The sequence below is a fragment of the Nocardioides sp. CFH 31398 genome (assembly GCF_022436705.1).
Lineage (GTDB): Bacteria > Actinomycetota > Actinomycetes > Propionibacteriales > Nocardioidaceae > Nocardioides.
Genome location: NZ_JAKUHT010000013.1, coordinates 73,585 through 88,352 on the forward strand (window position 1 = coordinate 73,585; position 14,768 = coordinate 88,352).

A 14,768-nucleotide genomic window follows, 5' to 3' on the forward strand; every position below is an offset into this window, starting at 1 on the left:
GTCGGTAGGGCGGAGTAGCGTCCGCAGCTGTCAAACAGGAGGTCATTCGTGCAGCTTGAAGAGCTGAAACCCGGTCTGCGGATCGACGGACTCATCCCCGCCGAGGTCATCACAGTCATCGCCGCTCAGTGGCACGGCACCGACGCGCTCGAGTTGACCTACAAAAACTCAGGAGGCGGTCTCGGGCAGCAGGTCGTGTTCCGTAAGGATCAGGACAAGCTCTCCATGGCGCAAAGCGGTAGCCGAGCCTTCGACGCCTCGGCCAGCGACTTCAAGCTCGTCGCCGAGGCCCAACGGATCTCGCTTGCCGGCTTGTTCGACCCGATGCTGGCTGTCGCGACCAGTGACGTGCAGCCGCTGCCGCACCAGATCCGAGCCGTGTACGGCGAGCTGCTGCCGCGCACCCCGCTCCGATTTCTGCTTGCCGACGATCCCGGTGCGGGCAAGACCATCATGGCCGGTCTCTACATCAAGGAGCTGCTTCTTCGGGACGATGTAAAGCAGTGTTTGATTATCGCGCCAGGTGGGCTAGTCGAGCAGTGGCAGGACGAGCTTTTCTTTAAGTTCGGTCTTCGCTTCGACCTGTTGACGAACCAGCTCATCGATGCCCAGGCAAACTTCAACGTCTTCGAGACCAACCCGCTGCTGATCGCCCGGATGGATCAGCTCTCGCGCAACGAGCAACTGCAGGCCCAGCTCGAGGAGACCGAGTGGGATCTCGTCATTGTCGATGAGGCTCACCGCATGGGAGCTCACTATTTCGGTGGCGAGCTCCGCAAGACGAAGAGGTTCTTGCTCGGCGAAATCCTCGGTCAGATCACACGCCACCTACTCCTGATGACCGCCACACCGCACTCGGGCAAGGAGGAGGACTTCCAGCTCTTCCTCACTCTGCTTGACCGCGATCGCTTTGAGGGCAAGCAGAAGAAGTCCGCCGACGTGAGCGGGATCATGCGCCGCATGGTCAAGGAAGACCTGCTGACCTTCGAGGGAAAGAAGCTCTTCCCCGAGCGCGTTGCAGAGACCGTTCCCTACGAGCTGACCGCTCTCGAGTACAACCTCTACGAGGACGTCACGCATTACGTCCGCGAGGGAATGAACCGCGCCGATCGAATCGGCGGCAAGCGGAAGAACACCGTCGGGTTCGCGCTCACCGTCCTCCAACGACGTCTCGCGTCCAGCCCCGAGGCGATCTACAAGAGTCTGGTACGGCGGTCCGAGCGTCTCGAGCGAAAGAAGCTCGAGATCGAGAACGGCACCTACAAGGACACCGAGCCAGTCTTCGTGCTCAACGACATCGACGAGGACGAGTTCAACGCCGAGGAGCTCGAGCAACTGGAGGAAGACGTCATGGACGCGGCCACGGCCGCCCAGACCGTCGAAGAGCTCAACGCAGAACTCCTCGAACTCGCCGACCTCATCAAGACAGCCCGTCTCGTTCGCGAGGCGGGAACCGACCGCAAGTGGACCGAGCTGTCCAACATCCTCCAGGACAACGCGCTCGTCACCGACAAGAACGGCTGGCCGCGCAAGTTCATCATCTTCACCGAGCACCGCGACACCCTCGACTACCTCCAGGGCAGGATCGGCTCGCTCCTCGGCAAGCCTGATGCGGTTCGCGCGATCCATGGTGGTGTACGTCGCCAGGAACGCCGCCAGATCACCGAGGAGTTCACCAAGAACCGCGACTGCCAAATCCTTCTCGCCACCGACGCCGCGGGGGAGGGCCTCAACCTCCAGGCCGCACACCTTATGGTCAACTACGACCTTCCGTGGAACCCGAACCGAATCGAGCAGCGCTTCGGTCGCGTCCACCGCATCGGGCAGGAGGAAGTCTGCCGCCTCTGGAACCTTGTCGCCTCCAACACCCGCGAGGGCGAGGTCTTCACCCGGCTTTTGGAGAAGCTCGACCAGATGCGCGAGACCTACGGCGGCAAGGTCTTCGACGTCCTCGGCGAAGCCTTCAGCGACACCCCGTTGCGCAACCTCCTGCTTGATGCCATTCAGTACGGCGAGCGCGCCGACGTGAAGGCCAAGATGCACGAGGTTATCGACGCCTCCGTCGGCGACGGTCTCAAGGATCTGCTCGACGAGCGAGCCCTCGCCTCCGAGCACCTTGCCGACGCCGACCTCCACGCGCTGCGAGCGGCCATGGACGAGGCCCGAGCGCGGCGCCTCCAGCCGCACTACATCGAACTCGCCTTCAAGGCGGCGTTCACGAAACTCGGCGGCCGGATCGTGAAGAGGGAGCACGGCCGCTACGAGATCGCCAACGTCCCGCAGCACATCCGCTCGGCTGGCACGGGCCCGATCGCCACCAAGTACGACAGGGTGACCTTCGATATCGGCCACGTTCAGCCAGACAACCTGAGCCGCGCCGACCTCCTCGCCCCCGGCCACCCGCTGCACGACGCGGTGATGGGCGAGGCAATCCGAAACTTCGGAGGCGCTCTTAACCAGGGGACCGTCCTCGTCTCATCGACCCTTGAGGAGCCGCAACTTCTCGTCGGTGTTGTCGAAGAAGTGGCCGATGCGACCGGCGACTCAGTTGCCCGGCGCTTCGGGTATGCCTATGTCGACTCCTTCGGCACAGTGAGCCCTGCCGGCCCGGCGCCCTACCTGGACTGTGTTGCTGCACCGCCGGGTGCCGCGTCCGACGCCGCGCGGGCACTCCAGTGGCTCGGCGACGCCGAGGACAAGGCCCTTAGTTGGATCATCGCGAACCGGCTGCCCGAATACCTCGCAGAAGTCCAGCCGCGACGACTCGCCGAGCTCGAGAAGGCGCGGGACCTGGTCACGAAGCGACTCAGCTCTGAGAGCGAGCGACTCCTGCTTGACGCCGCGATCGCCTCTGAGAAGGAGCGCAAGGGCGAGAAGGCGAAGGAGTCCTCTGACAGCCTCAATCGCAAGGCAGTTGAGCTGGACTCTCGCCTTCGCAAGCGCCTGGCGCTGCTCGACCAACAGCAACTGATGTCGACAAAGCCGCCACACATCGTCACGGCGGCGCTGGTCCTCCCGATCGGCATGCTCGAAAGCGAAATCCCTGCGACTGCGCCGATGCACGCCAAGGAGACCAAGGCAGTCGAACGCCGCGGCGTCGACCTCGTGATCGCGCGCGAACGTGAACTTGGCCGCAAGCCGGTCGAGCAGGCCTTCAACAACCCAGGCTTCGACATCCTGTCGACTGACGCCAATGGCGACACCTACCGGATCGAGGTCAAGGCACGCATCGAGGGCTCGAAGGACTTCTTCGTCACCCACAACGAGGTCATGACCGGCAAGAACGCTGTGCCGCGCTACAGGCTCGCGCTGGTTAGGGTCGACCAGCGGGGCGCGCAGTACGACGAGGTTCGCTACCTCAACGACCCGTTCGCCACGACAGATCTCGGCGACTTCGAGGCCACAGGCATCCGGGGTGACTGGGCGAAGACCTGGGCCAAGGGGACGCAACCCTTCTGATTTTTCTGGGGCCTACCAATCACTCGCGTTCCAACCAAAGAGTCGGGCCCCGCCGGTAGGTTCATGCACATAAAATAGGTGCCGAGTCGTCGGTGAGGTTCGCCCGTCATCTCGGGCACGAAGGGTCGAGGAACTAGTGCACAAGCGCAAGCTGATCGAGGTGGCTCTGCCGCTGGAGGCAATCAACCGAGCTGCTGCGGCCGAGAAGGCGCGTAAGGTCGGGAAGCCGCAGCAAATTCATCACTGGTGGGCTCGACGGCCAATCACGGCTGCTAGGGCGATGCTCTTCGCCCAACTGGTGAACGACCCCTCCTCAGCACCTGAGCGCTTCCCGGATGAGGCATCCCAGCGAGCGGAGCGGGAACGCCTCCATAGCCTCTTGGCTGACCTCGCCGCCTGGGACGCGATAGGGAACCCGCAGTTGCTGGCGGCAGCGGCTTGCGAAATCCGGAACTCAAACAACGGGTTCGTGCCTAAGGTCTTGGATCCGTTCGCAGGTGGCGGAGCGATTCCCCTTGAGGCGCAGCGGCTCGGTGCTGAGACGGTCGCCTCGGACCTGAATCCGGTCGCTGTTCTGCTGGTTCGATGCCTCATCGAGATACCTGCCAAGCACAACAGCTCGGCGCCGGTCTATCCCGGACTTGCGGAGTCCCGGATGGGGGCGTGGACAGGTTCGCAGGGCCTCGCGGCGGACGTGCGCGCATATGGCGAATGGATGCGCAAGGAGGCGCATTCACGCATCGGTCATCTGTATCCTGACGCGGCTGGGATGCGCGTCGTGTCGTGGATCTGGGCCCGGACGGTGACGTGTCCCAATCCCGCCTGTGGTATGGCGATGCCTCTTGCCAAGTCGTGGTGGCTGAGCAAGAAGGCAGGGAAGCAGGCATACCTTACCTACCGGCTCGAGTCCGACAGCGACGGAACCACCACCGTGCGATTTAGCGTGGCGAAGGGCGCGGGAAGTCCGCCTTCGGTCGACGTGGTCGGAACCATGACTTCAACTGGCGCAACTTGTATCGCTTGCGGCTCGGCGGTGTCATTCGCCTACCTTCGTGAGGAGGCTTCCGCAGGTCGAATGGGAGCGCGGCTGCTTGCGATTGTCGCAGAAGGTGATCGGAAACGGGTGTATCTCGATCCGGATCCCGAGCACGAGAAGATCGCTCGGGAGGTGGTCGCTCCCGAAGCCGCGCACGCCGAGCTACCGAAGCAAGCTCTGGGGTTTCGAGTCCAGGCATACGGGCTCCGCCGCTGGGCGGACTTGTTCACGTCTCGCCAACTGCTCGCACTGAGTACGCTCGCGGACTTGGTGGCGGAGGCGCGCAACAGGGTCATCAGGGATGGCGGTCACCCAGACTACGCCGACGCTGTCGCTACCTACCTTGGCCTCGTCGTGTCGCGACTCAGTGACTGGAGCGGGTCGCTTTGCCGCTGGGAGCCTGTCGGCCAGGTGTCGCAGCAGGTCTTTGGCAAGCAGACAGTCAATATGACCTGGGATTTCTCGGAGACTTCGGCCCTTGCTCCGAGCAGCGTCGGCAGCTTTGGCGCGTGTCTGTCGACTGTGTTGCGCTCGCTTGAGCAGCTTGGGGGAGCGGCCCCGGCAATCGTTACCCAAGCTAATGCCGCAGAGCGCGAATATGTAGGTTTAGTGATAAATACGGACCCTCCCTATTATGACAACATCGGATACTCGGACCTAGCCGACTATTTCTATGTGTGGCTGCGGAGGAGTCTTGGTTCGGTTCATCCTGACCTCTTCGGAACGATGCTGGTTCCGAAGGCCGAGGAGCTGGTAGCCAATCCCTTCCGGCACGAGGGGAAGGACGGCGCGAAATCGTTCTTCGAGTCTGGGTTCCGAAAAGTATTTACAAAGGTCCGAGAGTCGGCCGACGATCAGTTCCCTATCGTGGTCTATTACGCTTTCAAGCAGGCCGAGACCAGTAAGAGTGGTACGGCTTCGACCGGCTGGGAGACTCTTCTCGAGGGAATGATCGATTCTGGTTGGAGTATCACTGGCACTTGGCCCGTGAGGAGCGAGATGACGACTCGCATGAGGGGGCAAGGAGCGAACGCCCTGGCATCGTCAATCGTGCTGTCGCTGCGGCCGCGGCCGGAAGGCTCACTCTCGATCGACCGCCGAGGCTTTATCGCGACCCTGGAGGCGGAACTCCCGGACGCTTTGAGGCGGCTGCAACAGGGTCAGGTGGCACCAGTAGACCTGCCACAGGCGGCAATCGGCCCAGGGATGGCGGTGTTCAGCCGCTACGACGCAGTTCTTGAGCCGGACGGCTCTCGGATGAGCGTGCGCTCAGCGCTCGCAAGGATCAATGAGATCCTCGACCGCGTCTTGAACGAGCAGGAGGGCGAGTTCGATCCAACGTCGCGCTTCGCGATCGCTTGGTACCGCCTGAATGGCTACGGCGTCGGCGACTTCGGCGACGCCAATAACCTCGCGAACGCGCGGAACACCAGCGTGGAAGCGATGGACCGCGACGAGATCCTGATTAGCCGCGCTGGCAACGTCCAATTGGTCAAGCCTGCGGACCTCCCCAGGGACTACGACGTGCTGAAGGACGCTCACACGTCGAACTGGGAGGCCCTACACCACTTGATCAGGGTGCTGGGGCGAGATGGCATCGCACCCGCCGGCGACTTCCTCCAAGCGGCGCTGACCCGCCCCGATGGCGCCGTTGACGCTGACCTGGTCAAAGAGCTTGCTCACCTCCTGTTCCGCATTGCTGAGGGAAACGGCTGGACGAAGGACGCCCTGAGCTTCAACAACCTCGTGACCAGCTGGCCCGAGATTCTTGAGGTGGCGCGGAGCGTGAAGAAGCTTGCTGCCGAGCAGGGCGCCTTTGACTTCGATGAGGGAGACGAATGATGAAGCTGCTCGACGCAGGCGAGGTCCAAGTCGGCAAGGTCTTCTCCGCCGAGTATGACTTCACGATTCCGGACTATCAGCGGCCCTACGCCTGGGGGAAGGACCAGACCCTCCAGCTCCTCGACGACCTCAAGGACGCTCTCGCGAGCACGAACGACGAGCCCTACTTCCTGGGCTCCATTGTCCTGGTTAAGAAGAAGGGGAACCCGGCCGCCGAGGTGATCGACGGACAGCAGCGGCTGACGACGCTTACCATCCTCTGCGCTGTGCTGCGCGACCTCACGGAGAATGCGGCGCTGCGCGCCGACATCCACAAGTTCATAGAGGAGCCGGAAGTCGTCTGGGACGACAAGCCGGCGCGCCCCCGTCTGCGGCTGCGCGCACGGGATGCCGCCTTCTTCCGCGATCATGTCCAGACCGATGGCGCTATCGCTGGCCTCATCGCGCTTCCCACGCAGGCGCTCGGGACCGACGCTCAGAAGGCGATCCGCGACAACGCCATACACCTCCACGACGCGCTCGCACAGTGGAGCGACGATGAGCGGACAGCCTTGTTCAAGATGCTCGGCGGCCGGACGTACCTCGTCGTCGTCAGCACCCCTGACTTGACCAGCGCGTTCCGAATCTTCAGCGTCATGAACTCCCGCGGACTGCCGCTGACCGCGCCCGACATCTTCAAGTCCATGATCATCGGAGACATCCCGGAGGCCGACCGTTCGTCGTACGCCAACAAGTGGGAGCAAGAGGAGCAGGATCTCGGGCGTGACGGCTTTGCCGAGCTATTCGGCCACGTCCGCATGATCTACGCGAAGGAACGCGCCAGGAAGGAGCTGCTGCAGGAGTTCGACGAGCAGGTGCTGAGTGGCTACCTCCCGGGGAAGGGCAAGGCGTTCGTCGACGACGTACTGATTCCCTACTCCGACGCCTACGAGCACCTCATCACCCAAAACCTGCCGGCCACCGGCGGGTGGGGCGCCGTCAACAACTGGCTTGCGCGGCTCACGCAGCTCGACAACAACGACTGGCGTCCGCCTGCACTCTGGGCCATGCGGCACCACGCCAGCGACCCGGCGTTCCTGACCGAGTTCCTGCGGCGCCTTGAGCGGCTCGCGGCCAGCCTGCTCATCCGACGTACTTACTCGACGCCGCGAACCACGCGCTACGGCGACCTGCTTAAGCAGCTCGAAGTCGGTGAAGGTCTCCACGCATCCGCCTTCGAGCTCACTGGCGAGGAGATCGAGGCAACCCGGTCTCGGCTCGACGGCGACATTTACCTGGTCAACCCCGTCCGCAAGTACGTGCTTCTGCGCCTCGACGAGCTGCTGGCCAATCAGCCTGGCGTGAGCTATCAGCACAAGATGATTACCGTCGAGCACGTGCTGCCCCAGAACCCGAAGGCCGACAGTGAGTGGGTCGCCAGCTTCACTGAAGAGGAGCGGGCGAAGTGGACTCACAAGCTCGGAAACCTGGCACTACTGAACCGCGCAAAGAACAGTGAGGCGCAGCGCTATGACTTCGACAAGAAGAAGGCGAAGTACTTCACGACCGCCAACGGCGTGGCGATCTTCGCGCTGACGACTCAAGTACTGGGACAGGACGCTTGGACGCCGAGCGTCGTCCAAGCGCGCCACGAGGAGCTTCTTGGGCGACTCGTCAAAGAATGGGAGCTCATCTGACATGGCACTGAGCAACCGCGACCGCATCGACAGGATGTTCCAGGTGCTGGCACCGTCGCTCGACGACTTCATTTCGACGGTCGTCGGCCAGAGTAATCCATCGCTGGGCGCGGTCTGGACCAAGCTCGTGCAGGCGAAGGACAGCAAGAACGGTGCGCCGTCGACGAAGACGTACGACGCCCTGGACCCCCAGGTGCAGTTCCGCATCCTCACCGAAGGAAACATCACGGGTGGCTTCAAGCCGGGCTGGTATCCGTTCGACCAGGCGATCGGCCGCACGGGCGAGACGTTCGCCAGCGAGCTTCGCGAGGTGCGCAACGAGTGGGCGCACAACAAGACGTTCACCGACGACGACGCCTATCGGGCGCTCGACACCGGCGAGCGACTCCTCAAGCTGATCGGTGCGGCCAGGGAGGCCGATGAGGTCCGCGGCATTCGACTCAACCTGCGCCGTGTCACGGCCGACAAGGATGACAAGAAGGTCCTGAAGGCCGCGGTGGACAATCCCGAGGGCGCGGGCTTGCGGCCTTGGCGCGAGGTGCTCCAGCCCCACGATGACGTCGCCACCGGCAACTTCCACGCCTCCGAGTTCGCCGCAGATCTCTACAAGGTCGCCACCGGGGGAGAGGTCGACTCTGACTACGCCGACCCCGTCGAGTTCTTCCGCCGTACCTACCTGACCGAGGGTTTGCGTGACCTCATCGGGCGCGCGGTCCGTCGACTCGCGGGAGACGACAACGCCTCGCCGGTCATCAACCTTCAGACCAACTTCGGTGGCGGCAAGACCCACTCGATGCTCTCGCTCTGGCACGTGGCCGCGGGCCTGCCAGTCGGCAGCTTCCCGCAGGAGACCCAGGAGCTCCTGACCGCCAACGGCTACTCGGCCACAAAGGTCAATCGCGTCGCCATCGTCGGCAACCACTTCAGCCCGTCCGGCGTGACCAAGGACGATGGCACCCACGTCAACACGATCTGGGGCGAGCTCGCGTGGCAGCTCGGAGGCCCCGACGCCTACGCGGTCGTGGCCAAGGCCGACCGGGACCGTACCCACCCCGGCGAAGCTCTCCATGAGTTGCTCGCCACGCACGCGCCGGCCGTCATCCTGATCGACGAGTGGGTCGCGTACGCGCGCTCACTCGTGGGTCGCGATGACCTGGCCGGCGGCACCTTCGACGACCAGTTCACGTTCGCCCAGTCGCTCACAGAGGCAGCCAAGGGCACCAAGGGCGTCCTGCTCGCCATCTCTATCCCCGCTTCGGAGACTGGCGACGCCACCGACAAGATCGTCGCCGGCAATGCTGAAGAGGTCGGCGGCCAGAACGGGCTCGAAGCGCTCAAGCGACTCCAAAACGTAGTACGCCGTGTCGCGGACCAATGGCGGCCTGCCTCGTCCGACGAGGCGTATCACATCGTCAAGCAGCGGCTCTTCAAGCAGCCGGACGCTGCTGCGCTCGCTGCGATCGGCGCGACCGCTCGGGCGTACGTCGAGATGTACCGCAAGTTCTCTGACGACTTCCCGCGCGACGCCCGCGACGGCGCCTACGAGGATCGGATCAAGCGGACCTATCCGATCCACCCCGAGCTGTTCGACACCCTCTACGAGGAGTGGTCGTCGCTGGAGCGTTTCCAGCGGACCCGTGGCGTGCTGCGGCTGATGAGCACGGTCATTCACGCATTGTGGACCGGTGAAGACCAGTCGCCGATGATCATGCCTTCCTCGATCCCGCTCGCCACGTCGAACGTGAACTCTGAGCTCACGCAGTACCTCCAGGACTCCTGGAAGGCGATCATCGATGCCGACGTCGACGGTTCGAACTCTGAGCCGGCGCGTATCGACAAGGAGAAGCCGCTATTCGGTCAGCGTGCGCTGACCAAGCGTCTCGCCCGGACTGTGTTCTTCGGTGCCGCCCCGACGATTGCTCCCGGTTCGGTGCACAAGGGCATCGGGACGCAGCGTGTGTTCCTCGGAACGGCAATCCCGGGCGATGTCCCCGGCAACTTCCATTCCGCACTTACGCAGCTTGGCGACCGTGCGACGTACTTCTACTCCGGCTCGGGCAAGTACTGGTACGACGTCCAGCCCAACATCACCCGCACCGCGAAGGACCAGGCCGAACGCCTTCACAAGGAAGACGTCTGGGCCGAGATCGTCCGTCGGCTCCAGGACCAGGGCCGCAAGCGAGGCGACTTTGCCGGCGTACACGTGTGCCCTGAATCGAACGCCGACATTCCCGACACCGACGAGGCTCGCCTCGTCATCCTGCACCCGAAGGTCGCCCACAAGCGGGGCGCAGAGTCCGCGGCCAAGGAGTTCGCCCACAAGGCCACCGAGCAGCGCGGCAGCTCAAACCGCACTCACCGCAATGCCTTGGTGTATCTCGCGGCCGACGAGGCTCGGCTCGAAGAGCTCGACAACGCTACGCGCGACTTCCTCGGCTGGAAGCACGTGCTGTCGAACGAGGCTGACCTCGATCTGACGCAGAACCAGAAGAACCAGGCGTCGCAGCGGGTGACCCAGGCCGACGAGACAGTCACGGCACGCCTGCTCCAGACGTTCACCTGGGCCCTTGTCCCGGCCCAGCCCGACCCCGGCGCCCCGTTCGTTGTCCGGGAGACAAAGGTCGAAGGGCAGTCCGACTCGCTCGCGGACCGGGTGTCGCGTCGACTCGGGAACGACGGCGATCTGTCGACGCGCCAGGCCGCGGCGACCATCCGACTCGCCATCGGCAAGGTGCCCCAGATCTGGAAGGACGGCCACGTCTCGCTCGGCTCGTTGTGGGGGCTTTACTGCCGCTACCCGTACATGCCGCGTCTGCGCGACCGGTCCGTTCTCGACGCGGGCATCGTCGATCTGCCGATGATTTGGCAGACGGACGCTTTCGCGCTGGCGGCTGGCTATGACGAGTCGGCCGGACGCTACATCGGACTCTGGACGCCGGAGGAGAAGGGGAGTGCGCCGGTCGCGACAGACTCGCTCCTGCTGGTCCGCCCGGACGTTGCGCAGAAGCAGCGCTCGGACGAGCCGGTGCCGGCTCCCGGCCCCGACGCTGAGCCGGGCACTAGCCCTTCGCCCACCCCTCAACCCGACCTCGGCCCGTCTCCGAAGGTCGACATCGTCTGGCCGACGCGGTTTTACGGGGTAAAGACCCTTAGTTCCGACAAGATCGCGCTCGAGTTCAAGAACGTTGCGGATGAGGTCTTGGCGCACCTGCGCTCCGGCGAAAGCACCCATGTCACGGTCCGGCTCGAGATTGAGGCCACCGACAGCGAGGGCTTCAACGAAAATCGTGTCCGGACAGTCTCTGAAAACGCCAAGACGCTCAAGTTCGACCAGTCAGGCTTTGAAGAAAATTAGTCTTCTGTGCTCGACGTCCGGACTACCTGGCGCCGACGAAGATCACTGCTGGATTTTGCTAGCGTCGGTGATAGCGGGAATGGGGGCTGAGATCGTTCATACCGTCGCGGCAATTGGGATTCCGAACCCGACACGGCGAACGCCTGAAGAGTGGACAGACTCGGGCGGGCGGGTCGTGTAGAAGTTCGCCGCAGGGATCGGGCTAGCAACTGGACGCGGTCCGTCGACGCTCTCGTCCTTCGCTCTCCGAGAACGGCGGACCGCCGGCCCCCGTCGTGGAGCCGGCGGTCCGACGCACTTTCTCGTGCCCTGTTCACCTCAGCGGCGGAACACCTGCAGCTCAGCTGCCTTGACGACCCGCGCGACGGTGGGTGCCCCGGTGGGGCAGTCGCTGTTGTTGGCGGGGTCGGTGTCCTTGTCGTCCTGGAAGTCCTCGCCGCCGGTGCACTGGTTGCTGAGCACCTCGAACCGCATGTGGGTGGCGCGCGACCGGGGGATGGCGAAGGACTGGGCGTTGAGGTCGGGCGAGGTCGGGCGCATGCCGTCGCCGGGGAAGGCATCGGGGCTGGAGACGAACACCCGGTCGTAGTCCCCACGCTCGGTGCAGGCGGCGCCGCGGGTGGTGTCGCAGACGCCGATGGCGAACTGGCGCAGGGCGCTGAACCGGCTGCCGGCCTCGTAGAAGGCGCTGACCCCGACCCGGCTGACCTGCTGGGCGCCGTCGCCGGCGAGGTCGACGTTCACGCCGAGCCCGTCGACGTCGTTCACCTCGGTCGTGGGGGACTCGGCGGACCACTCCGACGACTCGGTGCCGTCGAGGAGGTCCTGCGCGCCGGTGCCGTCGCCGACCGCGGTGGCTCCGAGGCTCGAGGCGGCGAGGTTCTCCTCGACGCGGACCGGGATGGTGCGCTGCTGGCCCGCGCGGACGGTGAACTCGAAGCGGTGGTGGCCGACGTTCGGGCCGACCGCGACGGCCTGGTAGGTGCCGGGGACCATCGGTGCACGGTCACCGAGGGCAGTGGTGGGATCGGTGTCGGCGACGGGGGAGGAGCCGTCCTCGAACTCGCCGATGTAGATCCGCACCGGGCCGGTGTCGGCGCTGGAGCCCGTGCCCGTGGGCTGGAAGCGCACCTGCGCGTCATTGGCGAACGGCGAGGCGAAGCTCGGGACCGGGTTGAGGTCGTTCGGCCCGTTCGAGCTGGCGGTCTCGCCGAGGCCGCGGCCGGCGAAGGCGTTCCAGATGATGTCCTGGTTGGCGCCGTCGAAGCGGAGCTCGTCGGCGACGAGCATCGCGTCGCGCATGTCGACCATCGAGACCTGACCGGTGGCGGGGACCAGCCACGCGTCGAAGACCAGCTGCATCCAGCGGCGGCTGCCGGGGGCCTGGCCGGCGGGGACGTCGCCGTCCGCGGCCGCGCGCAGCTGGGCGGGCGTGCCCTCGCCGTACCGGTCGATGAACGCCTGGCGGACGGCGAAGTTCGCCGCCGACCAGATCTCGCCCTCGGAGTGCACGCTCTGCCCGACGACGTCGTAGCCGACGTTCGAGTAGTTCAGGGTGCTCTTCGACATGTCGTAGTTGCGGATGCCCTGGCGGTCGTCGCCGGTGACGTAGGCGCCGGTGACGTACGGCGTGTCGCCCTTGGGGCGCTCGCCGAGCTCGAAGAGGTACTCCATCGCGACGAGGTCCGACCAGCTCTCGCCCATGCCGCCGGCCTGGTAGCCGGACAGGCCGGAGTCGGGACCGGCGATCATGCGGTTGCTGATCAGGTGGGTGTACTCGTGGCCGATCACGGTGCCGTCGAAGTCACCGTCGACGCAGGGCACGTTCGCGGCGCCCGCGATGGGCTGCCACAGGTACATGTTGCTCCACGGGGCGACGCCGTCCGGGGTGGAGTACTGGTTGGCGTTGTTGCGCGTCCTCAGCGTGGCGGCGGACTGCGCCTTGCCGATCTCCGGGTCGCCGCCGAGCCCGCCCTTCCCGAAGTTGCTCTGCTGCGCGTTCCACGTCGCCTCGGTGAAGCCGAGGTTGTAGGAGAAGTCGTGCAGGCGGTTGTGGTGGGCGAAGAGGCTCGCGATCGCAGCGTCCACGTCGTTGCCGTCGTCCGTGGTCAACGCGTCGGGGCTGCAGCCGGACTCGTGCCAGACGTTGTCGAAGGAGTAGCCGTACTCCCGGTCGGGGCTGGCCTGCGCGGTCCGCTCGACGGACTTCTGGTTGGGCGGCAGCGTCCACGACTTGCCGCTGATCGCGTTGTTGCCGACGGTGGTGCCGGTGGACTGGCCGGTGTCGGGGTTGACGTCCCACGGGTCCGGGGACGCCGGGTTGCCGACGACGTCGTCGCAGGCGGCGCCGGCGACCCAGCACCACGCGTCGCGCTGCGTGTCGTCGTTGTCGGCGGGGGTGGCGGGGAAGACGTCCCAGCGCGGGTTGTCGTCCTCGAGGTGGTCGACGAGGCTCTCGCGGACCAGCAGTCCGCCGTCCGCCGCGTCGACCAGGACGGTGTAGGCGGCGCCGTGCCCGTCGGTCTCGGCGACGACGACCTCGAACGCGCGGCGGGCGCCGTCGGTGGCGGTGGGGACGACGACCTGGCGGGTCCGCAGCACGTCGGCGTCGTCCGCCGACAGCTCGGAGGCCTCGATCGCGGCGTCGCGGGCCTCGTCGGCGCTGATCGCGGACGCCGCGCCCAGGACGGCGCTGTCGCGCGACAGCGTCGAGGACGCCTGCAGCACGGTGCCGTCGCGGACGACGACCGTGGCCAGACCGCCCTGCGTGGTCGGCAGGCCGCCGATGCGCTGGCGCAACGTCACGATCGCGCCGGAGCCCACGGGGGTGACGGCGAGGGTGTCCAGGTCGGCGACGTCGTCGGCGTCCAGGCCGAACAGCGCGAGGTTGTCGCGCAGGTAGCCCCGGGCGGTCGCCTCGGGGGAGGCGGGCAGGCCGCGGGCGACCAGCGACTGGTCGTCGGTGGCGACGGTCCCCGGCGTCCCGAAGGCGTTCCAGCGCACGTCGGCGTCGGTGCGACGGTCGGCGGCGCGCTGCGTGACGGTGGGGGCGACGACGCCGTCGCGGGCGTCCAGGTCGCGGTCGTCGACCCCGGTGCCGAGGATGCCGGTGGTCGGTTCGGTGAGGGGGTCACCCTCGTGGGCGGTGGCGGCTGTGGCCGGAAGGAGGAGGCTGCCTGCGACGGCAGCGGCGCTCAGTGCTCCGACCGCACCCGAGATGGTGCGGAGCATGACGTGTCTACCTTCTGCGTCCCGAGAAGACGCGGTCGATGGTCTGTCACCGAGTCGTGACGGCGTTCACGCTCACACCGAACCCACAGATCACGAAGACCTGCCGCAAGATGTGCAGAAATCGTTATGTGTTCGGTCGGCCGGCGGCCGGGCGGTTGGGGGGCGGCGG

5 protein-coding genes are annotated in these 14,768 nt (G+C 65.5%); 4 read left to right on the plus strand and 1 reads right to left on the minus strand.

All coding sequences use genetic code 11. The annotated features are described in order from the left end of the window. The first annotated feature begins 48 nt into the window (after positions 1-48). The 4 genes from MJ876_RS12940 (at position 49) to MJ876_RS12955 (ending at position 11,368) form a co-directional block, all read left to right on the plus strand. On the plus strand, positions 49-3,459 hold the full coding sequence (locus tag MJ876_RS12940) for a helicase-related protein (RefSeq protein WP_240236714.1): 3,411 nt from the start codon (positions 49-51) through the stop codon (positions 3,457-3,459). A gap of 136 nt (positions 3,460-3,595) precedes the next feature. Then, positions 3,596-6,337 (plus strand): DUF1156 domain-containing protein, encoded by a 2,742-nt coding sequence (locus MJ876_RS12945; RefSeq protein ID WP_240236715.1) that lies wholly within the window; start codon positions 3,596-3,598, stop codon positions 6,335-6,337. Continuing rightward, on the plus strand, positions 6,337-8,013 hold the full coding sequence (locus MJ876_RS12950; RefSeq protein ID WP_240236716.1) for a DUF262 domain-containing protein: 1,677 nt from the start codon (positions 6,337-6,339) through the stop codon (positions 8,011-8,013). The genes MJ876_RS12945 and MJ876_RS12950 overlap by 1 nt, the downstream gene beginning before the upstream one ends. Position 8,014: 1 nt before the next feature. Then, positions 8,015-11,368, plus strand: coding sequence for a Swt1 family HEPN domain-containing protein (locus MJ876_RS12955; RefSeq protein ID WP_240236717.1), 3,354 nt, complete (start codon positions 8,015-8,017; stop codon positions 11,366-11,368). Positions 11,369-11,686: 318 nt separating this feature from the next. On the opposite strand, the gene MJ876_RS12960 is transcribed toward MJ876_RS12955, so the two are convergent. Next, on the minus strand, positions 11,687-14,599 hold the full coding sequence (locus tag MJ876_RS12960) for a M36 family metallopeptidase (protein WP_240236718.1): 2,913 nt from the start codon (positions 14,597-14,599) through the stop codon (positions 11,687-11,689). Positions 14,600-14,768: the final 169 nt, after the last annotated feature.